A 23,609-nucleotide genomic window follows, 5' to 3' on the forward strand; every position below is an offset into this window, starting at 1 on the left:
TGGCTTATAAGAACTTCCAATCCACCCAGCCTTTACCTTGACGTTCTGACGTCACTGGGTAAATCAGCTTATAAGGTGGGTTACCGACAACATCTTCCATGTAATATGAGTTCATTGGGTTGTAGCCGCTGATTGATGAAATACGACGAACATATGGGCGATTTGGTAATTGACTATTACGTGTAGGGCCGCCACCCATGTAATCAAATTCACGGTGGAACATATGAATATGTTTACGTAGCGCGAGAACGTCTTCTTCAACAGCACAAGGTACTGAGAAATTTGAACCCCATTGGGTTAAATAACCGCGAGCCATCTTGTAAATAAGTTCACATACAGGTGCAACGTTAGCACTGTCTTTTTTCGGATCATAAGCGCCATCTGAGGTTGTGTTACCTGCTACAGTGCCATGTCGACCACGGCAAGCATAGAGCTCATAGCCGTGTGGTTGAGGCGTTTTATCATCAGGTGCTAATGGATCTTTTTGTTGAGCGTCGTCAGCTAATACACTCCAGACATGTTCACGTTTAATCCAATTTGCCCAAGATTGATCATGGAGTGTGATTTCGTTGCTTTCACCGCGCATACGGCCATTTGGACGAGGAACAACGGCTTGGAAAGTGTGATCGTATGATTTGACGTTGTTACACATATCCCATGCATACACACCGACATAATTTACAACATTTGGTGGTAGCTGAGTGAGCAAGCCGTACCATTCTCCGGGACCTGGTACTGGTTCGATAGCAAAGATATTAACGGGTGTATTGCGCACCTTTTCATCGCCATAAGCATATAAAAACCATGCGGCGATAATTGCTTCACATGCACCACGGCTGTGACCGATAAGGTTAATCGTATCGGCTTTACTTGCGGCAGCAATGTTTGCACCATGAAGAGCAAGCGCTGGCATTGAGCTGCCACGTGCAGCTTCTACCATTGACTTTTGGTCACCTGAAATATAGCTACTGATATCAGATAATAAAGATGCCGGAGCCTTTAAGGGACCATTAACCATGAGGCGGCTATAGTTTGAGTTTTGTGAGCCCCAATCATTTTGTCCCACTCCGCGTACACTTTTACCAAATCCATCCAGTTCTTTAATGATGCGTACTGGAATATAACCCGTAGATGGAAGATAAATATTTTTATCACTATCACTACGTGTTACTTCGCCTTCATCACGAGTACAACTGGTACCACAGAATGAAACGGTAATAGCGTTCGAGTCTTCTGACATTGAAAAGCTAGGTAATGCTGATACTGGTGAACTTAAAAACAGACCAGCAGAGCCTAGTAATCCTGACTTTATGAATTGACGTCTTTTTAATTGCATGAAATATCTTATTGAGCTTATTAGTATTTATAAGAAGCCAGTTCGGCGTAATTATTGTTATATGCCGAATCTGGCTCTTTTTTTTATAAAATGCAGTTGTTGAGCGCCTACATTTTTTTATATGACGATTGCGGGTATTGCACGTTATTGGATAGATAACATTACAACCGTCATTTTTTTGACGGATGGTATAGATGACATTTCTGATTGTAAACAAGTAAAATTATTCATATTTCATATGATTTAATGTGCGGTATATTTTTATCCATAATTTTTATGTGTGTATGTATTTGTGCTGATTATGGATTTATTGCAAAGATAAAAGGAAACTTGAAAGTGTTATTTATTGCTAAGTCTTTTAATATAAAAGATGAAATATACGGGCCAAAAGAAGTGTTTTATATACATTAATTAAAGGTGGTAATTTATCGCTTGTATATATTTTCTGTTCTATATATTTACTTCATTAATAATATAATTGTTATACAAATTAAAATTTATTGATAAAGTTATTTTGTTTTTTTATAAAATCGATTTTTTAAATTTACTTGAGTGATTATTGTGCGAATGAATTTATAAAACTTTTATTATTCGCAAAACTTTTGATAACACTTGCTATAACACAAGTTATAAAAATGAAAACAATATCGATATTTAGGTGAATGTTGATCAAAAATCATGCGGAGAATAGAGAATAGAGAATAGAGAATAGAGAATAGAGGATAGAGAATAGGCAGCTACAAATTTGGCATATCTTGTAGCTGCTAGTGTAAAAGGGGAGATTTAATACAGCTTATTGAGTTTATCTTGTAGCTTAGTCAGCTGCTTTTTAAGTCGATTCACTTCTTGTAGCTTTCTGTGTACATCATTAGGGCGATTGTTAAGCTCTTCAATTTCATCCAACTTTTCGCGGCGTTCACGAGAAGAAAGGTTGTCGTAAATCAAACTGTTTTTTAAGTCTTTTAATCTGTCTTTTTGGTGTTCAACTTCGTATTTTTCACTACGTAGTTCTTGCTCTGCTTGATTAAGTTCTTGTTTCAGCTGGTAAAGCTCCTGCCCATGGTGGTATCCCGTTAAGAAAGCGGAAGCCGTCTTTGCTGGACAAACACCTTGGTACTCCTTACCCCGAGAGCCAACGTAAAAGCCCTTACTTTTAGTACAGTAGCTGATTAGGCCTTTTTGATAACCTGCTTGATACTGAGTAAAGTCAGCGTGAACATTGTATTCCGAACATGCGGAACTGCGCTCAGTAAATTGTGATGATGCAGCACCTTGTGAACCATCAACATAACCAAGTGCATTCCAGTTGGCTGTCTCACATTCTTGTTGATTCATTACCGAACAAGCCGTCAATGTTGAGCATAGAAGGAGTGTTGCTGTTAGAGTTTTTATCGTCATGGCTAACTTGTTATCAGAAATAAAGGCAATACTTTATAGGTATCATTATTGAAAATAAAGCTGGATACCTTCTTTGATATAGAAATAAATGCAGTATGTTTTATATTGAAAGCCAGTATAGCATCGAACAATAAACGACCGATAATTTATCGTAAATGTAGAAAATGGCGCGAGCATAAGCCCTTAGCTGTTATAACAGTAAAGGCTTTTTTGTCGGAAATGGTGTGGCTACTACACCTGAGTTGATGTGTATTCTTTTGTCTAACAATCGCCAATTAACTAATAAAGAAAGATCGCGAGGAAAATGCGGTTAGTTAATGATCGTAGTTATAGACGGAAAAGTTCGATGCGTAGATGTTGCTCATCTTCATAAGCAATAACAGATTGGAAGCCTGCACTCTTTTCAATAATGGCAGAGAAGCGATCTTTTAACGCTTCATCACCAATGAATAAGATTTGAGTTGATTTGATCATCAAACCATCTTCATCAAAGCTTGAGGTTAAATCTTCATCGACGACACAGACTAATACTTTGCCAAAGCGTGCATTGAGATCAATGGCGTGAGCAAGGGAGTATTGTGCCTTGGTGTGCAGCTCTGTTTCGATTTCTTGGATCAGGGCTATGAATTGATAGAGATCCGTTGAACTGTTTTGTACTAAGCGTTCACGTTCTTGATTTAGGGTTCCTTCTAAATCAGCGTTGAGCTTACGTCCGATTTGCACCCATTGTTTGGTGTTTTTCTTTACTAATCGATATTGATTAGCTTTCACGATCGGCTTTAGATATTGAACCAGTACATTATTTTTTTCTGCGAGGCTTAGGCGTTGATCTAGCTTTTTGAACGCTAAGTGCAATAAAGCGTTCGTACTGATGTCTAATAATAGTTGGGAATGGTTCATTCGCGTACCGAGTTGGAACAGGTATTAAAAATATGATCGCACTATTACTGATGTAAAAGTGTTGCTCATGGTTATGAACAATTTTGCTAAGCGACTAATACTAACATGTTTATAGAAAGAGTGGCAGAGGCAATCAGAAAGCTTATCAATATTAGATGTTTGCTATCTATTTATTTAAGGAATATCTCACTCTTTAGTTCGTATTATTTGCGATAAAGAGCGAGATAAATCAATACTAATGCTTAGTGCACAAACGTGGTTTTTTCTGTCTGGCTGGTGGCGGTAATGTCACCAGCAGGATTTAGCAAATGCGGTAAGATTTTCGGTAGATTCAATTCAATGTCTTTATCTTCTACTGGGTTAATAACCTTATTGTACCAACCGAGTAAACCTAATACGGCATACCCAATGGCATCGTCGCTGTCACGATGTTCTAAGATGATTTGTAGAAAACGTAGGATAGCTTTATCAGTGGTTTTTGCTTGCTCTAACGTTGCGTTATATACCGCTGTTGATTCGTCGATTAATCCTTCGTATTCCGTTTCAATCGATACTTTGAAAGAGCCGCCGTCTACTGTAATTTTCATGTTCTAAACGTACCTGTTATTGCGAATGTCGGCATCTTATCTTATTCATGAGCGGCTTTTGTTACGCTATCTCAATAAATATGCGCGATAGGCAACAATACTTATCATTTATCTAGATAGGTAACATAAGCGACTTGCGCTGGGATCTGATGTTGTTCAAAAAATGCCAACCAGCGAAGTTGATGGTTTTGTAATTTATCGCCAGGGCCTTTGACTTCTACCCATTGATAACTCGTGTCGTTAAACATGATCAAATCAGGCATACCTGAGCGGTGGTGGCGTAAGTCTTTCAGTAATCGGCGAAACATAGCTACTAATTGGCTCGGTGGTATATGGCTTAACGCTAATGTAAGTGCTTGCTGACTAAATTGCTCCCAATGTACCCAGTAGTTAGTGATCCCTTGTTTCTGCTCAAAGTGTTGTTGCCAACCGTCAAAGTGACCTTGTTCAATTGTTTGTAGCCGTTCATCTATCAAGTCTTGTCGTTTGAGGTAAAACTCTTCACTAAACATATCCAGTGGCGCTAATTGATAAGGGTTAATAAAGCTGCCTTTGATGGGAGCAAAGATAATATCCCACATTGCTAGCCCAAAAAGACTGTTGAGAAATTGGTTCTCAAGATAGAACACCGTCCAGCCTTGGGATTCAAAATAACCAGCGCTACAGTGTTCCACTCGCTGTTGTTTAGGATTGGCGAGTTGGAGCAGCAATGCCTTTGGAGTAAACGTTTCGGGAGCAGTGAAAACTTGGTTAACTGATTTAGCGAGCTTTTTCTCTAGTCGGATACTGACTTCGTATTCTTCTTCATTTCGTGGATGACGCTGAATATTTTTCACTAAGTCATAGGCTGCTTGGTATTGCTGTTGCGCCATAAGAATACGTGCTTGTCGCTCGCGGCTTGGTGTACGTTCGCTTTGACGAAATAGCGCGAGTGCGGAGTTATATTGCTGGTTACGCTCTAGATCTCGCGCTATATGATTGATCAGTTTTTGGCGTTTGTTTTCTAGTGGTACCCATGCTGATTTATTAGGTAAGGATTGCGAAAGAGTCGCAATTGCAGTGTAGTCTTTTGCGTCATGGGCGTGCCAATATAAGTCAGATAATTGAGTTAGAGCTAACCATTGATCAACCTGTTCTACGGTATGAAACAGCTGAGTACTGGCATCAATGGGGTAGCTTTCAAACTTATGTAGTCCTAAATCACTTAATACAAATTGGCTGAGATCTTGATGACTATTACCAAAAAACAGCAGTAGAAATTTAGCCAGTAGTACTTGTTGTTGCACCATAACGACTGGCTCATTAATAACACTAAGTAAGTATTCGCTATCATCATATTGCTCAATTTTCATGATGATTTCATTTTTCTTATCTGTTTTGCTAACAAGTTCTGGTAATAAGGTGAGTAATTCTGGCTTGGTATAGAGACTAAAAATGTCAGTCAGGGTAATAACGTGCTGCTTATATAATTGAGAGATGTCAGCACTGATCATGCCATGCTGAATCAACTGATCTTTTGCTTGTTCAATATTTGTGATTTCAGCGTATTTCAATTTATTGAAACGAAATAATACCCCTTTACGTGATAGTAAGCGGATCAATAGCATTTGTGCATTGGTTGAAAGCAGATAAAAAGAGTGCAACCAGCGTTTTTCATCAGCACTTAATAATGACGAATGGTATTGCGATACGGTTTTAAGTAACGCGTTAAAGTTGTGAAGGTAGTAATCTTGTTCGAGTTCGATGGCTGCCATATTACCGCACTGTGTGATGGGCTATGTTTATCTGAAAACCGAGTCAGTATAAACATAGCTGTCTTTATACCCAAGTGACTTAGAGATAGGAAAGCGATTAGAATAGATTAAGTCCAAATGCACTCTTTACATCTTGTAATACAAGTTGCGTTTCTTGATTGGCTTTTTCGGTGCCTTTTTTTAGCACTTCGACTAAATATGCTTTATCACTTAAGTATTCCTCGCGACGCTGACGAATAGGTGTGATTAAGTCTTGTAAGCACGCCTCTAAGATTTTCTTGGTTGTACCGTCGCCTAAACCGCCACGTTGGTAATGCTCTTTTAGCTCTGCAACATAGTTTTGATCTGGGTGGAAAGCATCAAGGTAAGTAAACACCACATTCCCTTCAATGGTACCCGGATCTTCAACGCGTAGGTGATTTGGGTCGGTGTACATTGATTTCACCGCTTGGCTAATTTGCTTACTGTCAGCACCTAACGTGATGGCATTTCCCATGGATTTAGACATTTTATTTTTACCGTCAGTACTCGGTAGGCGTGCCACATTACTCAATAGTGCTTGGCATTCGACCAATATCTCTTTACCTGCAATATGGTTAATTTTACGAACGATTTCGTTGGTTTGCTCCAACATCGGTAATTGATCATCACCGACAGGGATCAAGTTAGCTTTAAACGCTGTTATATCGGCTGCTTGCGAGATTGGGTAAGTTAAAAAGCCAGCAGGAATCGAACGACCAAATGCTTTTGATTGGATTTCATTTTTAACGGTTGGATTACGTTCAAGACGAGAAATCGACACCAAGTTTGAGTAGTACATTGTTAGTTCGGCTAACGCTGGCAGTGATGATTGTAAACAAATCGTGGTTAAGTTGGGATCGATACCGACTGCGAGATAATCAGCGACCACGTTTAAAATATTCGATGCGACCTTCTGAGGGTTATGTCCGTTATCTGTCAGTCCCTGCATATCAGCGACAAGGATGGTTTGTTGGTACTGATGTTGTAACTGAATACGCTGTTGAAGGGAACCCACATAGTGACCAAGGTGAAGTGGCCCTGTTGCGCGATCGCCAGTAAGAATAACGTTAGTGTGTTGAGTCGATGTTGTCATAGTGCTCTCCAAAAAATAATTGTTGCTACCGGAGAGGGATGAAACGAGATCTTGTCTGTTCATGGCAAACCTTCCGGCAGCGTATGAACATAAAAATAAGGTGTGTTAGTTCAGCGCCGCTCTAGTAAGAGCGCCACCAACAAAATGAGGAGTGAGGTGTACTTAATCGTAATTTCATAATAAAAACAATATTCCTTTCATCTTTTTATATCAAGCATTTTATGCTTGATTTCGTTTATTAAAATTGAAAACTAAGCCCCGATTTATTGAACATACGTTATCGTTCAAAAGGTATAAAATGCAGCTAATAAAAATTAATTAGAGGTATAAGTCATGTCTTTTAAGTTTACATATTTCTTTTTTCTAATTTTTGCATCGGTTCTTTGGATTGGTATTCCACTACTTGCTGTGTCAGTTTAATAAGTTGATATTCACCTTATTTGTGGTTAATTATGCTTAAATTTTTGACAATTGACCGTTCATAACAATATATCTAGATAGCCAGCAATATTTCGTCGTACCTTAATAAAATCTTATGAAATCATGTTTTTATATTCAAAAGTTATGACTTTTTATTCCGTTTTGGCTTTCTAGTTTAAACGCTGTATCAGATATTCCTCTCATTTATACAGATAAAAATAGTAGTTTGTGTAAGATATAACCCATTAACACTGCTATTTTTTGTAAGAAATATGCGTTAATCCTTGTCTGTCTTTCTCCTTATTTTTCCCCTTTATATCATCTAAATGTAATAACTTGCTCCTTACTTTGTTTTTATCTGATTGTTTTAAAATGAATTTTATTGATTTAACAATTGGTGGTGATTCGTGTCTTATAGCTGTTTTAGTTATATGAAAAGCCAGTTTCATAATTATATAGTGGGGGTTTATTCATTATCAGGATGTTGTTATGTTAAAAGTGTAATCACAATGTGAAAAATAAATAATAAATTGAATGTTATGCATTCAAACAAGGATGTTGTATGAAAAAATATTTAATGACTGCTGCGATGCTAGGAGCATCAAGCAGCGCGTTTGCAAGTACGCTTGACGATAAGATCAACGAAGTCGTTGCGCCTATTGTTAATCCTTTTGTTGGGATGATTTTCTCTTCTATTCCTCTACCATTTACTGATGTACAAGCACCATGGATTGTTCTTTGGTTAGTGGTTGCTGCCGTCTTCTTTACCGCTTACATGGGCTTTATTAATATCCGTGGTTTTAAGCATGCGGTTAAAATTGTAAAAGGCGATTATGCTGATCCTAAAGACAGCGGTGATGTTACTCCGTTCCAAGCCCTTTCTACTGCGCTGTCAGGTACTGTTGGTCTAGGTAATATTGCAGGTGTGGCTGTTGCTATTACGATTGGTGGTGCAGGTGCCACATTCTGGATGATCCTTGCGGGTCTTCTAGGTATGTCGACTAAGTTCGTAGAGTGTTCACTTGCTGTTAAATACCGTACTTATAACCCTGATGGCACGGTTTCGGGTGGTCCTATGTACTACCTAAGTCAAGGTTTGGAGAAGCGTGGTAATGCCGCATTTGGTCGTACGCTTGCAGTACTATTCTCTATCTTTGCCATTGGTGGTGCGCTAGGTGGCGGTAACATGTTCCAAGCAAACCAAGCTTATAAGCAGGTTGTCGGTGTTACTGGTGGTGATCTGTCGTTCTTTGCAGATAAAGGCTGGTTGTTCGGTTTACTACTAGCGGTATTGGTTGCATTCGTTATCATTGGCGGCATTAAGTCGATTGCGAAAGTTACGGCGAAAGTTGTTCCTTTTATGGCGATTATCTACGTTGGTGCTGCGCTTGTTATTCTTGCGATGAACTACAGCTTAATTGATGATGCTTTTGCTGAAATTATCAATGGTGCATTTACTGGTGAGGGTATTACTGGTGGTGTGATTGGTGTGTTAATCCAAGGCTTTAAACGTGCTGCATTCTCGAATGAAGCGGGTGTGGGTTCGGCGGCGATTGCTCACTCAGCAGTTAAAACCAAAGAGCCAATTTCTGAAGGTTATGTATCACTACTAGAACCATTTATCGATACAGTTGTGATTTGTACCATGACTGCTCTAGTTATCATCATCACAGGTCAACTTAACTCTGGTCTTGCGGGTGTAGAGCTTACGTCAGCAGCGTTTGGTAGTTCAATCTCTTGGTTCCCACTAGTGCTTGCTGTAGCGGTTGTACTGTTTGCTTTCTCAACCATGATCTCTTGGTCTTACTACGGTCTAAAAGCATGGACATACCTATTCGGTGAGAGCAAAAAAGCGGAAATGGCGTTTAAACTGATGTTCTGTACGTTCGTCGTGATTGGTGCATCAATGAACCTAGGTCCGGTTATCGACTTCTCTGATGCGATGATCTTCTCAATGGCACTGGTTAACATTGTTGGTCTATACATCATGGCACCAGAAGTAAAACGTGATTTGAAAGATTATCTACTGCGTTTGAAAAAAGGTGAGATAAAAGAACAAGGTAAAGAGGCAGCGAAGTTAGCAAAACAATAAATAGCTAGCTGTTAGACAACAAAATGCCGAGCGATATGCTCGGCATTTTTGTTTGTGCGCCGAGCATGGTGTCAACCTAAGAGGTGAAAGTCCTTTACGCGCCTTGTCGAGCGAGAAGCGTTAGTCTATGCAAGGGTGTCCATCGTGAGGTGGAACCTGAAGGAAGCAAATGGCAAAACATAGCTTTGACGAACAGAAACCTGATAGTAGGCATAATCAACTTGGGTAACCTAGCAATAGATAGAACAGCCCAAAGTCTCGAACAGAAGTGTGATTATGTAAATCAGGCAGAGCTATGGGAAAGGGTGACATCTTACCTTGGGAGGTCTTATCGATTGTCTCCGTGACTAGGCTAGCAGTGATGCTAGACGAAGATTGATAAGAAGTCAGCAGAGGGCATAGTACCTACGCAGTAGGGAAGGCCTGAACCAAGGTTTTAGATAAAACGGTAACAAATTCTCAGTGTGTGCGGAGTTTCAGTAAAGAGTAGAGTCCCTACAGCTACGTTATGAATATGCGGTGAAGTCGGAAATGGAACTGCAACTAACGAAGAGAGACAAGACACAGTGGCGTTGAAGTTAGATAGTTCATCTAGGCCAACAAATGTTGGTATACCTTGGAACCGCCGTATGCGACCCACGCTTGTACGGTGGTGTGAGAGGACGGAGGCCGCGAGGCCTCCTCCTACTCGATTAGATGGAGTTACTTACATGGAGTGAATGTTAACTGATAGCCTGACGTAGTTGACGAAGCAGGAATATAAGTTAAGTAACAGTTATCACGATTCATTTTATAGCCAATGAATTGACCTTTGTCGTTTTTGGCTTCTTCTGCAAATTGCTTAAATGTTATGCGGTTCTCACCTGTATGATTTGTGATACGCCAATCAGTATTAAAGTTTTCAATAAGATTTTTTAATGTACCGCTATCATTTAGAGGATAGCCATAAGCAAATACACAGTCATGACCTGGTTTACTTGAACAGCCAGGAATGTTCAAATCTGCAGCATATACACCAGCTCCATCTGAACTGCCTTTGTTACGAGTTGCAACATAGGCTTCATTTTCAAGTCCAGCAACGGCAAGTTTGGAGTAGGTTGTACCAAAAGCAGATTTTAAAGAACCTTCTAATCCTTTCAATGAAGCATCTCTAGCATCATTTTGTAAATTCATAAATTTAGGCGCAGCAACAACAGCTAGAATACCTAATATCACGATCACAACGACTAATTCTATTAAGGTAAAACCATTTTTTTTCATAAGGAATAACTCATGCACTAATCGAATAAATTGGTTTTTTTGTTTGAATTTTATGTCTAATTATTATTAATGCAAGGTTATTATTGATAATTTAGTTGTTTAAGATGAGTTTTTATTCTCTTTTGGATGGCTTAGTTAATAATATAGTGAGTGATTATTTTTTAACTTGTTAGAAATACATAAGAAATAGTGCCAATATCGGTTTGAACGTATAGCTTATTATATGTGGTTGATGTAAATCTGCGGAAGTAGATTGTCAGCATGCCCATTAGCTGATAGTGTCGCACCCCTTACGCATGCTGAGAGTTCAGTATGCTGATCTTCTAAAAACATGCTACCTAGTGTGTTAGACGTATACAGGACATTATTGTGAGCCAGACTGCTTTTTCTACGTTAAACCTAAATCCTGATTTGCTCAGTAACTTAACGTCATTAGGTTATGACGCAATGACGCCAATTCAGGCGCAAAGCTTGCCTTTGATCCTTGAAGGTAAAGACGTTATCGCACAAGGTAAAACAGGTTCAGGTAAAACAGCGGCATTTGGTTTAGGATTACTGCAAAACTTACGTGTGAAGCGTTTCCGTGTGCAAACCTTAGTGCTATGTCCTACTCGTGAATTAGCAGATCAGGTAGCGAAAGAAATTCGTCGTCTTGCACGTGCTATTCATAATATCAAAGTGCTAACACTATGTGGTGGTATGCCATTTGGCCCACAAATTGGCTCACTTGAACATGGTGCCCACATTATCGTAGGTACACCGGGTCGTGTTGAAGAGCATATTCGTAAAGGCTTCTTATGTTTAGATGAGCTTAATACGCTTGTACTGGATGAAGCTGACCGCATGCTTGAAATGGGTTTCCAAGATTCATTAGATGCAATCATTGAAGGCGCACCGCGTGATCGTCAAACACTACTATTTAGTGCGACATACCCAGATCAAATCGCCTCTATTGCGAAGCGTATTATGCGCAATCCGGTACAAGTAAAAGTAGAGTCTAACCACGATAACAGCAGCATCTCTCAGCATTTCTATAAAGTAGATAATAATGAAGAGCGTATGCGTGCAGTACGTTTATTGTTAAGCCAACACCGTCCTGAATCTTGTGTTGTGTTCTGTAACACCAAGCGTGAAGCACAAGAGATCTCTGATGATTTAGAAGCTTACGGTTTTAGCTCTATTGCCCTACACGGTGATTTGGAGCAGCGTGAACGTGACCGTACTTTAGTGCTGTTTGCTAACAAGAGTCGCTCAATCTTAGTGGCAACCGATGTGGCAGCTCGTGGTTTGGATATTGATAACCTTGATGCGGTGATTAACTACCATCTTGCACGTGATACTGAAGTGCACGTTCACCGTATTGGTCGTACAGGCCGTGCAGGTAGCAAAGGGATTGCATGTTCACTGTTTAGCGATAAAGAGCATTACAAAGTCGCGTTACTTGAAGATTACCTTGATCGCCCAATTGAAGGTGAAATGCTACCGCCTGATCATTTGTTAGATCAGCCAACATTCCGTCCTGCGATGATCACACTAATGATTGATGGTGGTAAAAAGCAGAAAGTACGCCCTGGTGATATTTTAGGTGCGCTTACTGGTGAAAACGGTATTGCAGGTAGCGATGTAGGCAAGATCAACGTGTTTGATTTCTGTGCTTATGTTGCTGTGAAGCGTGAAGTTGCCCGTGCTGCATTGAAGAAGTTAGAAAATGGTCGTATTAAAGGCCGTAATTTCCGTGCTCGTCAATTACGATAACTAATTATCTATCGATCATAAAAAGAAAAGCCGATAGCGATATCGGCTTTTTTGTCTCTGCTCGTAACTGATACTGCTTACTCTGACTCTTTATAAGAAGTAGTGTTGGTAGTGAGAGTAAATATACTCACTCAAATAGTAAGACAGTTTGAATGAGTGCTCATCAATACATAAGGTGCAATCACGTTCGTCGTCATCAACAGAATTTAAGGCAATCGCAATCGTCTTCCATAATTCTAATTCGCGATTACGGGGTATATCAGCAACGAGTTTTTCATCGCTGTTTAAGTTAATAGTTAAAATAGCCATACTACATCGCACTAGAATAAAAGTGGGCGAGAATATGTATAATTATGCATTTTAATAATAACTATGCATTCCTTATTGTATTAATATCTCAAAATTACGCATTTTAATCTGTATTTTTGAATATTTATTATAAATGGGCAGATTAAGCTCATGAAGACTTTGAGCCTGCGATTAGAGCTGTTAAAGAAGATGAGATGATAGAAGAAAAGCCGATGTAATATCGGCTTTTGTAATAAAGGCTGAATAATATCATTTATGGATTCAGGAAAAGCTTATAAAAAATAATGTTGGTACTGAGCATAAATAGTTTCGCCTAGGTATTGGGGCACTTTAAAAGAGTGGTCATCAATACTTAAAAAACTGTAGATGTCATCTGCTTCATCCTCTTCTTTTAAAGAAATTGCGACCATCTTCCAAAGTTGCAGTTCATGAGTTGGAGGGATGTTAGCAATGAACTTTTCATTAGCAGTTAATGTAATATTTAATGTAGCCATACTGATATCCTTATAATTTTCTTGTGCATGAAGAATAGTGAAAAGATGCTTACAGGCAATTATTTATGCTTACAGCGTTATTGGGATCTCATTTTTTACTTTTAGTTGTTTATTTCGAAGAAACTTATTTGCGTAAAAATGACAGCAAATAGTCTCGTCTCTTTATCCTTGTCTTTGAAATCCTCATTTTTGTCATCTCTTTGTTCTAAAAATGAGCAATAAAACGATATGATTGAACTCAGGGCTTGTTTGTTAGTCTGATGGTGGCAAAGAAAAGCTTTTAACTAGATTAGGCATTATCAAATGTCGGGATCTATATTCGTATTATTTTAAGTTCACGCAATTGTGTGATTTGTATTAAGCAATAGAGTATGACTTCATGCATGAAGAAATGATTGGCTTAACCATTGCTGGCCTAGGAGTTTTAGGGCTGAGTTGTCAATGGTTAGCATGGCGAATGAAATTGCCTGCGATTTTATTATTACTAATGGCGGGATTGATCATTGGTCCTGCTACAGGGCTATTTAATCCCAATATTTTATTTGGTGATTTACTGTTTCCTTTAATTTCATTATCCGTTGCGGTCATTCTATTTGAAGGTAGTTTGACACTTAATTTTGATGAAATTAAGAATGTTCGTCGAAATGTAAAAAGCATTGTGACTGTTGGTGCGATCATCACCTGGATGATCACCAGTGCGGCCACCCACTATTTATTGGACTTTAGTTGGTCATTGGCATTGCTGTTTGGCTCGATGACAGTTGTAACAGGTCCAACGGTAATTGTGCCGTTACTACGAACGGTTAGACCACAAGCAAAGCTCGCGAATATTCTGCGCTGGGAGGGGATTCTAATTGACCCAATCGGTGCGATTTTCGTAGTGATTGTATATGAATTTATTGTTTCAAGCAGTACGGTACACAGTCTTGAAGTCTTTGGCTTGATGTTGCTGGTGGGTCTTGTTATCGGTGGTGTTGCAGGTTGGTTGCTTGCACATGTCTTACGTCGCCACTTATTGCCGGAATACTTACAGCCATTTGCGGTATTAGCTCTAGTGCTTGGCGTGTTTGCTGGCTCTAATGCGCTTGAATCTGAAGCGGGTTTATTGGCAGTAACAGTAATGGGTATGTGGTTAGCAAATGCTAAGGGTGTGAATATCCAGCATATTCTGCACTTTAAGGAAAACCTCACCATTTTATTGATATCTGGTTTGTTCTTGATTTTGGCATCGCGTATTCAAGTGGCTGATTTCCATGCTTTAGGCTGGGGCGCATTAACGCTGTTTGCTGTGATCCAACTAGTATCTCGTCCAGTGTCTATTTTCGTTTCAACCATGTTTAGTCAGTTGGAAGTTAAAGAGAAATTATTCCTCGCCTGGGTGGCGCCTAGAGGTATTGTTGCGGCAGCTATTTCTGCGTTATTTGCATTAAAACTGTCAAAAGATGGCGTGGAAGGTGCTGATCTTCTTGTGCCATTAACCTTTATGGTGATTATTGGAACGGTTGTTTTACAAAGCTTAACTGCACGCCCAATGGCGAAACTGTTAGGTGTTGCAGAGCCATCACCGAAAGGCTTCCTTGTTGTTGGTGCTAACGATGTGGCGCGTAATATTGCATTGGCACTACAGAAATATGATTGTCGTGTCGTGCTAACCGATTCTAACTGGGATTACATTCGCTCTGCACGTATGGCAGGGCTGGAAACCTATTACGGCAATGCGGTATCAAGCCATGCTGATGAATATCTCGATGTGATTGGTATTGGTCATTTGTTAGCAATCACACCTGATAAACACTTTAACGCTGTGGCTGCGATGCACTTTGAAAGTGACTTTGGTAGCCGTAATGTGTTTCGTTTAAATGGGCGTCGCCATAATAGTGGCTTAGAGAAGCACTCAGCGTCGCAAGCACATAATGGTGCAGCGTTGTTTGGTGAAGATATCAGTTATAAGAAGCTGGCAAGTTTGATTAACCAAGGTGGGGAGATTAAGCATACTAAGCTAAGTGATAACTTTACGTTAGAAGACTATTACGCTCAGTATAAATCGAGTCAATTGATCCCAATGTTTGCAGTGGATCCGAAAGGTTATATTTATACTTACACAGTAAATGATGAGTTTGTTGTGAAAGCAGGATGGACGATTGTTTCATTAATTAAAGAAGTGAAAGCGCAAGAAGACGCAAAAACAGATGCTTAGAAAGCGCTCTCACTGAGTAAAATAGAAAGGCACGTTAACCGCTGTCTCTTATACACAAATCCCTAAGCCAATGCTTGGGGATTTTTTGAACTAATTTTATGTTTCATGATCTGATCATCTAAGCAATGATAAGGATGATTATGATGACCTATATAGAACCAACGCTTTGGGCTCAAAAACAATTCGGTCAAGCCGATCTTAATGACCCAAGACGCACTCAAAGACTCGTTGCTCTAGCTACCTCTCTGGCTGAACAACCTGGTGTCCCTATCTCAAAACTCATCATCTCCCCAGCCGATATGGAAGGGGCTTATCGCTTTATTCGTAATGACCAAATCAAAGCAGAAGATATTGCAGAAGCTGGATTCTATGTCACAGCACAAGAAGCTTTAGAGCAACAAACACTGCTTGCATTGGAAGATACCACTTCTCTAAGTTACTCACATCACAGCATACAAGATACACTCGGGCATTCCAATCAAGGTAATCGACACCGAGCAATGTTCGTTCATTCAACATTGCTTTTTGCTCCCGAAACTCACACTGTGGTTGGTTTAATCGAACAACAACGCTGGACCCGAGATATTGAAAAACGTGGTCAAAGACACCAGCACGCAACTCGACCATACAAAGAAAAAGAAAGTTATAAATGGGAACAAGCATCTCGCCATGTTGCAGAGCGACTAGGCGAGAAAATGTCAGAGGTTATTTCTGTATGTGATAGAGAAGCCGATTTATTCGAGTACCTCACTTACAAGCACGAGCAACAACAACGATTTATCGTTCGCTCAATGCAAAGTCGCTGTATCGAGGAGCATGATAATCGTCTTTATGACTACGCTTCCAAGTTGTTATCAGCAGGAAGCAAAGAGCTAAAAATACCGCAAAAAGGCGGTCGTAAGTCCCGCACGGCTCATCTAGACATCAAATATGCTCCCGTGACACTTAAGTCTCCCGCCAATAAAAAAGAGTTCGATAATATCTCTCTCTACTATGTTGGATGTATAGAGCAAGGTGAGAGTGACGACAAGCTCGCATGGCATTTACTGACATCAGAGCCTGTAACGAACAAAGAGGAAGCACTTAACATCGTCAGTTATTATGAGCGTCGTTGGCTGATAGAAGATTTTCACAAGGTTTGGAAAAGTGAAGGCACGCAAGTTGAACAACTGAGAATGCAAAGTAAAGATAACTTAGAAAGGCTCAGTGTTATTTTGGCATTTATTGCTACTCGTTTACTCCAGTTAAGATTTATGAACGAATCTAAAGAGTTATCTAGTAGCTGTTGTGAACGGGTGTTAAAAGGTAAAGCGTGGAAGCTTATGTGGTTAAAATTAGAGAAGAAAAAAATGCCCAAAGAAGCACCAAATATATCGTGGGCTTACAAAAGTATTGCACGGTTAGGTGGTTGGAAAGATACCAAGCGGACGGGTCGCGCTTCTGTAAAGACATTATGGCAAGGATGGTTTAGGTTACAAACCATCCTTGAAGGATATGAACTAGCTAAGTCTCTTGAACACAATGACTTGTGATCAAGAGACAGCGTTAACCGTGCCTTTTTTTATATCTGTTGTGTTACTATCTCGCGCTTAGTTAAACAGAATATAATTGGTTTATCGTGAAACAAAAAATAAAAATGTTTATAAAAAATAAGCATTTACTCTTCGATCTCGCAATTTCCCTTTTGCTGGTTATATTAACCACCACAGCAATGGGCGCTAATCATTGTAATTATCTGTTAACCATTGTGGTCTATTTTGTTGGCTTTGTGATTGCTGCGGGATATAAGCGTGTTAAATATTGGCTGCTTGTGCCACTACTTATTATTTGCTGGCTATATTTACCTGTCGGCATGATATATGGTTCACCGAATATTGGCTCTGTTGCTTCATTATTTGATACCAATAAACAAGAAGCGTGGGAGTTTATTACTAATCTTCCATCCGATGTTATTCCATGGTCAGTGAGTTTATTTGTTTTAATTGTTATTTTTTCTTTTAAAAAGACATCTTACCAATTAAAACATGATATCCCATTACTCATTGCTGTGGCGTTGCTGTATTTCTCGCCATACCATCATTTCTTTGTTCGTGGGTATAAATCCGTCACTGATTACTTTGTTCAAGAGCAGGCATTAGAAGCCGCTTTTTCTCATAAAGTGAATGTAGATATTGAGCAAGTATCACCAAAATATCAGAACTATGTGTTAGTGATTGGCGAGAGTATGCGTCGTGATTATATGTCGCTTTATGGCTACCCAACTCAAACGACCCCATACTTAGATAAAGCTAATGGCTTGTTTGTAAATGGTTATATTTCAACGGCACCGAATACAACGACGTCATTGCCACGTACATTATCGTTAAGCCAAGGGCTGACATTTGAGCCGAACATCAACCTGATTAATTTAGCCAACAGTGCAGGTTTTAAAACCTATTGGTTATCTAACCAAGGCAAAATGGGGCGCTATGATACGCCTATTTCAGAGTTCGCAATACTAAGTAATGAAACGCATTTTTTGAAAAATGGCAGCTTTAATGGCTCGATTAATTATCAAGATTCCGACTTATTGCCCGTATTTAAACAAGCATTGTCAGAGAAAACGCCTGAACATAAATTAATAGTGGTGCACTTGATGGGATCACATGCGAAATTTTGCCACCGTATTAAACGTGATCAATTTAATTTAAAAGATAAGCAGCTATCTTGTTATTTATCGACCTACCGTGAATTTGATCAATTAATGAAAAATATGGTGGGAATACTAAATAATAGCCATCAATCGTATTCATTATTATATTTTTCTGATCATGGTTTAAGTGATAGTCATAGCAAAGGACAGCCTGTTTATTTAGTACATGGATCCGATCATAAATCTAATTATGAAGTGCCATTTTTTATCTTATCTAGTGATAACCATGAGCATAAACTGCTTAATAAACCTGTAAGTGCTTACCACTTTTTATCGCTATTTTCAGATTGGACTGGGATCTCTTCGAAAAAGGTGACACCGCTATCCATCGATCAAATTAACGATAAAAACATTAAGGTATTTAACTATAACAAGATGGTTAATTTTAATGATTTAGCCTCTGATCCTGCGGTAAAAATATCAAGCTAATTTAGTGAGATAAGTGATAACAAAAAAGGCAGAGTACGTATTGTGCTCTGCCTTTTTTATTGAGTGTTTGTTATTGAGATACTGAATATAGCGCTTATAGCGAGACAAAAAACAAGATCAGCACAGGGACTAATAAACTTAAAATAAAGCCACTAACAATGGCGACAGGCACACAACGAATACCGCCTGAGCTTTGGATCACAGGTAGGGTAAAGTCCATCGCTGTTGCGCCAGCATAACCTATTGCAGTGTTAGGATAGCGTTGAATTAACAGTGGTATTAATACTAGCGCTAACATCTCTCTCAGTAACTCATTGAGCAATGCTGCACCACCCAATATGCTGCCTAAGCTATCACCAATTAAGATGCCTGCCAGTGAATACCAGCCAAAACCTGACGCCATGGCTAAACCGTGGTTGATAGGTAAACCGAGCAGTAGTGCAGCGATAACGCCACCACAAAAAGACGTCACAATCATCACTAATGCAATGGTCGCGCCTTTCTTATTTAACACGATTTGCTTAAGTGTCATGCCACTGTTACGTAGTTGAATACCAATAAAGAACAGTAAGAGTAACAAAATAATCTCACTGGCTTGTGATACCCATGACAGATCGAAATTAAGTAACAACCCTACCAACAAACCGCCAGCCACGACCAACACTAATTTAAGTGATTCAGCCATCATATGCAGGATAGGTAATTTATGTTGCTTATGATCGGATGCGGTTGGCATTAAGCGATCGATCATTGGCAAAACGAGTAGATTACAAGTACTGATACAGCTAAAAAAGGTCAGTGTGTAGAGCAAAATTTGGTTGAGGTTTTGGCTTAGATTATCGAGCCCCGCAAGGCTTAGTCCCATCAATGCCAATATCAATAAAACTAAACGGCTGGTTTGAACATTAATAAAATGGAGGATCTTCTTACTATGAACGGGTATGAGGTAACCAATCACAAGCGGTAAAAAGATCAGTAAAAATCCTGAGAACATAGTATTCCTAGTTAATGGGGTTATTGGGTAGGAAAGGGATCATAGCGTGTTATCAATAACTTGTAGGAGCAAAAAGCACCAAGAGATCGTTACAGATTGTAAAAATCCAACAGAGTTTTACTAAATTATTGGTGCAATATTAAGCTATTTTTCATTAAACACGCAATTAAATATGATGGTGTATTAACCGCTATGGTTTGTTTGTAAACGATTTAAGCACATAGAGTCGCGTAATCACTGGGTGAGTCTTTGGGTTTTATCTTGTTGATTTTAAATGGTTATTTTATATTTTAGATTTAATTTGAATCAGATCACTAAATAAAGGCGTAATAAGCCATTATTTGCTATCACATTCACAAACTGAATTATTTGATGTGATCAACTTAAAGTTAAGGGATTTATCTGGTTTTTTTTAGTAAATCTTTAACTAATACTTTGTCACAGTTAAAGAGCAAGAAGAAATGAATAACGTGTGTTTTCTACTTCAATCAAGTAATCCACAGGGGCATTCATTGAGCAATAAACGTTTTTTATTTAGCTAAAAATGTAAACGTTTCCACTTTGAGGTTTAAAAACTTAGGTGAGAAATGCGAATAAAAAATTAAATAAATCCAATAAATCAAGGCCTTACTCTGTATCCTACACCACAAGTAAGCGCTGTAGTTGCCATTATTAACGTGCTTTATAGCGGAGATTCTTATGTCTGACTCCAAACGTAATACCATAGGTAAATTCGGCTTATTGTCGATGACCTTTGCTGCGGTCTATAGCTTTAATAACGTCATCAATAACAATATTGAAATTGGTTTATCTTCATCGCCAATGTTCTTTATTGCGACTCTGTTCTACTTTGTGCCTTTCTGTTTGATCATCGCAGAATTTGTATCTCTTAATAAAAACTCTGAAGCTGGGGTTTATGCGTGGGTGAAAAGCTCACTGGGTGGTCGCTGGGCATTTATGGCAGCGTACACATACTGGTTTGTAAACTTATTCTTCTTTACCTCTTTATTACCACGCGTTATTGCCTACGCTTCTTATGCCTTCTTAGGTTATGAGTACATTTTCACCCCAACCACAACGACGATTTTAAGTATTGGTCTGTTTGCATTTGCCACTTATGTTTCGACGAACGGCGCAAAGATGTTAGGTCCAATTACCTCTGTAACATCATCGTTCATGTTGTTCTTAACCTTGTCTTACATGTGTCTTGCTGGTGCTGCTGTGATGGGCGGTATTCAACCTACCGATCCAATCACGGTAGAAGCATTAACACCACAAATTAACTGGGCGTTCTTTGGTGTAACAGCTTGGATCTTCATGGCAGCAGGTGGTGCTGAATCAGTGTCGGTTTACGTTAATGACGTAAAAGGCGGTCATAAGTCGTTCGTGAAAGTGATTATCTTCGCAGGTCTCTTTATCGGTGTACTTTACTCAGTATCATCAATTTTGATCAACGTGTTCGTTGAGCGTGAAGCACTGAAGTTTACTGGCGGCTCAGTACAAGTATTTGAAGGTATGGCTACTTACTTTGGCTTACCTGAAATGTGGGTTAACCGTTTTGTTGGTGTGGTGTCATTCACTGCCATGTTTGGCTCTCTACTGATGTGGACTGCAACATAGGTGAAAATCTTCTTCTCTGAAATTCCAAAAGGCATTTTCGGTGAGAAAACAGTCGAGCTGAATGAAAACGGTGTACCAGCACGTGCAGCATGGGCGCAGTTCTTCATCGTTATTCCACTACTTATCGTGCCTATGCTGGGTTCTGACACAGTTCAAGATCTAATGAGTACCGTGATCAACATGACAGCAGCGGCTTCAATGTTACCACCACTGTTTATCATGCTAGCTTACCTAAACCTACGCTTGAAATTAGATCACCTTGAGCGCGACTTTAAGTTTGGCTCACGCATGACAGGTATTGCGATGGTGTCAGTACTTATTGCTATCTTCACTGTGGGTTTCTTAGCATCAACCTTCCCAACTGGTGCAGATATCATGACGATTATCTTTTACAACGTGGGTGGTATTGTGATTTTCCTTAGCTATGCATGGTGGAAATACAGTAAGTATGAAAAATCATTAACAGCTGATGAGCGTCAATTAGAAGCGAAAGCGGCAGTACAGCAAGCGTAAAATAACCAGCAATAATAAGCTTTAATAACAGCCACTGATGTTTGTCAGTGGCTGTTTTGTTTTAGGTTATTTTTAGAATAATAAAGTCTTTCTAATGTCACAAAGCCAACAAATAAAGTGTGATCAAGCAATGTAATAGCAGCATATTTGATTGTTTGTGTAAGCGTTTTCATTACACTGTTTCTATTAATTACTAATCTGTTAGATAAGAGAAAAGCAAATGGAAATAGTTTCATACGGTGACTTCGCAAAATTAGATATTCGTGTCGGTAAGATCATTGAAGTGGCACGTCATAGCAATGCTGATAAGCTTTACATCGTGCAAATTGATGTTGGTGAGAAAACGCTACAAACCGTGACCAGCCTAGTGCCTTACTACACAGAAGAGGAGCTAATGGGCAAACAAGTGGTGGTGCTATGTAATTTAGCAAAAGCGAAAATGCGTGGTGAAACCTCAGAATGTATGCTGCTTTGTGCTGAAACAGACGATGAATCAGAAAGCGTACTATTAACGCCTGAACGTTTAATGCCTGCAGGTGTGAAGATTGTTTAATGCTTGAGTGGCTACAGAAGATATACGTTGACAGCCTGTAGCCACATTTGCAAATAGAAATATCACTAATGCTTGGAAATTCATTGCGTTGTAACGGTTCACACGGTTAAATGAGCGCAGTTAAAAAAAGAGAGCAATTATGGCAACCATCAAGGATGTCGCTCGTGAAGCTGGGGTGTCGATTGCCACTGTCTCGCGGGTGATCAACAAGTCTCCAAAAGCAAGTAAACAGTCTATTGAAGCGGTGACTAACGCAATGAAACAGTTAGGTTATCGCCCCAATGCGGCAGCCAAAGCGTTAGTGCGACAAAATACCGATACCATAGGTGTATTAGTGGGGGATGTATCAGATCCTTTCTTTGGCACTTTGGTTAAAGCTGTCGATGTTGTCGCTCATCATCATGGTAAGCATATTCTGATCGGTAATGGTTATCACAATGCTGACGATGAACGACGTGCCATTGAACATTTGATCAATAGTCGTTGCGATGCGTTAGTGATCCACGCTAAAGCACTCACTGATGAAGAGCTGATTAACTATGCCAATGAAGTGAAAGGCTTAGTGATCATTAACCGCCATATCCCTTCTATTGCTGAGCGTAGTATCTCGCTTGATAACCATAAAGGTGCGTATTTAGCGACCGAATATTTGATCCGTCACGGTCATAGTCATATTGCGTGTATCGCTTCTAACCATGATATTGAAGATGCCAATGAACGTGTACAAGGCTATTTAGATGCGTTAGCGGATAATAATATTAGTTTATCAGCAAGCTATATTGAAAAAGCGACTCCAGATAGTGATGGTGGCGAAACAGCGATGATAAATCTGATCACCAAATCATTACCGATGACAGCGTTGGTGGCTTATAACGATTATATGGCTGCGGGCGCATTAGCAGTGTTACAAGAAAACGGTATTCAATCACCGCAGAAGATGTCGCTGGTGGGGTTTGATGATGGCTTAATTGCCCGTTATACCACTCCAGGGTTAACAACGGTTCGTTACCCGATTCAGATGATGGCAGAAAAGGCCGCTAATCTCGCATTAGCTTTGGCTGATGAGCAGGGTGTTGATACTGAAGCGATGCGTTTCTCACCCACTTTAGTGCGTCGAGGCTCCGTCGAGCGATTAGCATCTGAGTAGTATTGAATTGATATAACAAAGCCGACATCATGTCGGCTTTGTTGT

At 39.5% G+C, this 23,609-nt stretch carries 17 protein-coding genes and 1 pseudogene; 8 read left to right on the top strand and 10 right to left on the bottom strand.

The window, feature by feature from the left end; genetic code table 11:
- Positions 1–4: 4 nt before the first annotated feature.
- The 6 genes from Q7674_RS01165 to trpS form a co-directional block, all read right to left on the bottom strand.
- Positions 5–1,336 (bottom strand): hypothetical protein, encoded by a 1,332-nt coding sequence (locus Q7674_RS01165; RefSeq protein ID WP_045066194.1) that lies wholly within the window; start codon positions 1,334–1,336, stop codon positions 5–7.
- Positions 1,337–2,119: 783 nt separating this feature from the next.
- Positions 2,120–2,734: a DUF2799 domain-containing protein gene (locus Q7674_RS01170; protein WP_045066196.1), complete on the bottom strand. Its 615-nt coding sequence runs from the start codon at positions 2,732–2,734 to the stop codon at positions 2,120–2,122.
- A gap of 327 nt (positions 2,735–3,061) precedes the next feature.
- Positions 3,062–3,634, bottom strand: coding sequence for a DUF2913 family protein (locus Q7674_RS01175; protein ID WP_045066198.1), 573 nt, complete (start codon positions 3,632–3,634; stop codon positions 3,062–3,064).
- Between the two features lie 242 nt (positions 3,635–3,876).
- Positions 3,877–4,221: a hypothetical protein gene (locus Q7674_RS01180; RefSeq protein WP_008988665.1), complete on the bottom strand. Its 345-nt coding sequence runs from the start codon at positions 4,219–4,221 to the stop codon at positions 3,877–3,879.
- Between the two features lie 104 nt (positions 4,222–4,325).
- The gene (locus tag Q7674_RS01185) at positions 4,326–5,975 is read right to left on the bottom strand and encodes a VRR-NUC domain-containing protein (RefSeq protein ID WP_045066199.1); all 1,650 of its coding nucleotides are present in this window, start codon (positions 5,973–5,975) and stop codon (positions 4,326–4,328) included.
- A gap of 97 nt (positions 5,976–6,072) precedes the next feature.
- Complete coding sequence (gene trpS, locus Q7674_RS01190) at positions 6,073–7,089, bottom strand: tryptophan--tRNA ligase (RefSeq protein ID WP_045066201.1); 1,017 nt, start codon at positions 7,087–7,089, stop codon at positions 6,073–6,075.
- 982 nt (positions 7,090–8,071) lie between these two features.
- On the opposite strand from trpS, the gene Q7674_RS01195 reads away from it, so the two are divergent.
- On the top strand, positions 8,072–9,601 hold the full coding sequence (locus Q7674_RS01195) for an alanine/glycine:cation symporter family protein (RefSeq protein WP_045066204.1): 1,530 nt from the start codon (positions 8,072–8,074) through the stop codon (positions 9,599–9,601).
- A 702-nt stretch (positions 9,602–10,303) separates the two neighbouring features.
- Here the strand turns inward: Q7674_RS01195 and Q7674_RS01200 are convergent.
- The gene (locus Q7674_RS01200) at positions 10,304–10,861 is read right to left on the bottom strand and encodes a prepilin-type N-terminal cleavage/methylation domain-containing protein (protein ID WP_023934841.1); all 558 of its coding nucleotides are present in this window, start codon (positions 10,859–10,861) and stop codon (positions 10,304–10,306) included.
- Between the two features lie 369 nt (positions 10,862–11,230).
- Between Q7674_RS01200 and dbpA the strand changes: the two genes are divergently transcribed.
- Entirely contained in the window at positions 11,231–12,616 is a 1,386-nt protein-coding gene (dbpA, locus tag Q7674_RS01205; RefSeq protein WP_045066462.1) for an ATP-dependent RNA helicase DbpA, read from the top strand.
- A gap of 90 nt (positions 12,617–12,706) precedes the next feature.
- Here the strand turns inward: dbpA and Q7674_RS01210 are convergent, their stop codons facing one another.
- Positions 12,707–12,925: a hypothetical protein gene (locus Q7674_RS01210; protein WP_008988671.1), complete on the bottom strand. Its 219-nt coding sequence runs from the start codon at positions 12,923–12,925 to the stop codon at positions 12,707–12,709.
- Positions 12,926–13,197: 272 nt separating this feature from the next.
- Entirely contained in the window at positions 13,198–13,419 is a 222-nt protein-coding gene (locus tag Q7674_RS01215) for a hypothetical protein (protein WP_008988672.1), read from the bottom strand.
- 379 nt (positions 13,420–13,798) lie between these two features.
- Here Q7674_RS01215 and Q7674_RS01220 point away from each other — a divergent pair, with 379 nt between their 5' ends.
- The 3 genes from Q7674_RS01220 (at position 13,799) to Q7674_RS01230 (ending at position 18,737) form a co-directional block, all read left to right on the top strand.
- A complete protein-coding gene (locus tag Q7674_RS01220) occupies positions 13,799–15,616 on the top strand; it encodes a cation:proton antiporter (RefSeq protein ID WP_023934838.1) in 1,818 nt (605 codons plus the stop codon).
- Positions 15,617–15,759: 143 nt separating this feature from the next.
- Positions 15,760–17,148, top strand: a complete 1,389-nt coding sequence (locus tag Q7674_RS01225) for an IS4 family transposase (protein WP_305422566.1) — start codon at positions 15,760–15,762, stop codon at positions 17,146–17,148.
- Between the two features lie 104 nt (positions 17,149–17,252).
- A complete protein-coding gene (locus Q7674_RS01230) occupies positions 17,253–18,737 on the top strand; it encodes a phosphoethanolamine transferase (RefSeq protein WP_045066336.1) in 1,485 nt (494 codons plus the stop codon).
- A gap of 94 nt (positions 18,738–18,831) precedes the next feature.
- On the opposite strand, the gene Q7674_RS01235 is transcribed toward Q7674_RS01230, so the two are convergent.
- Positions 18,832–19,731: a LysO family transporter gene (locus tag Q7674_RS01235; protein WP_045066338.1), complete on the bottom strand. Its 900-nt coding sequence runs from the start codon at positions 19,729–19,731 to the stop codon at positions 18,832–18,834.
- A gap of 699 nt (positions 19,732–20,430) precedes the next feature.
- Here Q7674_RS01235 and Q7674_RS01240 point away from each other — a divergent pair.
- The 3 genes and pseudogenes from Q7674_RS01240 to Q7674_RS01250 all read left to right on the top strand — a co-directional run bounded on the left by Q7674_RS01240 (position 20,431) and on the right by Q7674_RS01250 (position 23,564).
- A pseudogene (locus Q7674_RS01240) lies at positions 20,431–21,864 on the top strand (amino acid permease).
- A 220-nt stretch (positions 21,865–22,084) separates the two neighbouring features.
- Entirely contained in the window at positions 22,085–22,417 is a 333-nt protein-coding gene (locus Q7674_RS01245; protein ID WP_045066341.1) for a tRNA-binding protein, read from the top strand.
- Between the two features lie 139 nt (positions 22,418–22,556).
- Positions 22,557–23,564, top strand: coding sequence for a substrate-binding domain-containing protein (locus tag Q7674_RS01250; RefSeq protein WP_045066343.1), 1,008 nt, complete (start codon positions 22,557–22,559; stop codon positions 23,562–23,564).
- Positions 23,565–23,609 lie beyond the last annotated feature (45 nt).

It is taken from the genome of Photobacterium leiognathi, assembly GCF_030685535.1.
In the GTDB taxonomy this organism is placed as follows: Bacteria; Pseudomonadota; Gammaproteobacteria; order Enterobacterales; family Vibrionaceae; genus Photobacterium; species Photobacterium leiognathi.

What these genes read in the sequence shown, in the direction of transcription:
- Q7674_RS01175 (WP_045066198.1), bottom strand. Translation starts at nt 3,634, where the DNA reads ATGAACCATTCCCAACTATTATTAGACATCAGTACGAACGCTTTATTG.
- trpS (WP_045066201.1), bottom strand. Translation starts at nt 7,089, where the DNA reads ATGACAACATCGACTCAACACACTAACGTTATTCTTACTGGCGATCGC.
- Q7674_RS01215 (WP_008988672.1), bottom strand. Translation starts at nt 13,419, where the DNA reads ATGGCTACATTAAATATTACATTAACTGCTAATGAAAAGTTCATTGCT.
- Q7674_RS01195 (WP_045066204.1), top strand. Translation starts at nt 8,072, where the DNA reads ATGAAAAAATATTTAATGACTGCTGCGATGCTAGGAGCATCAAGCAGC.
- Q7674_RS01185 (WP_045066199.1), bottom strand. Translation starts at nt 5,975, where the DNA reads ATGGCAGCCATCGAACTCGAACAAGATTACTACCTTCACAACTTTAAC.
- Q7674_RS01245 (WP_045066341.1), top strand. Translation starts at nt 22,085, where the DNA reads ATGGAAATAGTTTCATACGGTGACTTCGCAAAATTAGATATTCGTGTC.
- Q7674_RS01220 (WP_023934838.1), top strand. Translation starts at nt 13,799, where the DNA reads ATGCATGAAGAAATGATTGGCTTAACCATTGCTGGCCTAGGAGTTTTA.
- Q7674_RS01170 (WP_045066196.1), bottom strand. Translation starts at nt 2,734, where the DNA reads ATGACGATAAAAACTCTAACAGCAACACTCCTTCTATGCTCAACATTG.
- Q7674_RS01210 (WP_008988671.1), bottom strand. Translation starts at nt 12,925, where the DNA reads ATGGCTATTTTAACTATTAACTTAAACAGCGATGAAAAACTCGTTGCT.
- Q7674_RS01180 (WP_008988665.1), bottom strand. Translation starts at nt 4,221, where the DNA reads ATGAAAATTACAGTAGACGGCGGCTCTTTCAAAGTATCGATTGAAACG.
- Q7674_RS01225 (WP_305422566.1), top strand. Translation starts at nt 15,760, where the DNA reads ATGACCTATATAGAACCAACGCTTTGGGCTCAAAAACAATTCGGTCAA.
- Q7674_RS01200 (WP_023934841.1), bottom strand. Translation starts at nt 10,861, where the DNA reads ATGAAAAAAAATGGTTTTACCTTAATAGAATTAGTCGTTGTGATCGTG.
- Q7674_RS01165 (WP_045066194.1), bottom strand. Translation starts at nt 1,336, where the DNA reads ATGCAATTAAAAAGACGTCAATTCATAAAGTCAGGATTACTAGGCTCT.
- Q7674_RS01230 (WP_045066336.1), top strand. Translation starts at nt 17,253, where the DNA reads ATGTTTATAAAAAATAAGCATTTACTCTTCGATCTCGCAATTTCCCTT.
- Q7674_RS01235 (WP_045066338.1), bottom strand. Translation starts at nt 19,731, where the DNA reads ATGTTCTCAGGATTTTTACTGATCTTTTTACCGCTTGTGATTGGTTAC.
- Q7674_RS01250 (WP_045066343.1), top strand. Translation starts at nt 22,557, where the DNA reads ATGGCAACCATCAAGGATGTCGCTCGTGAAGCTGGGGTGTCGATTGCC.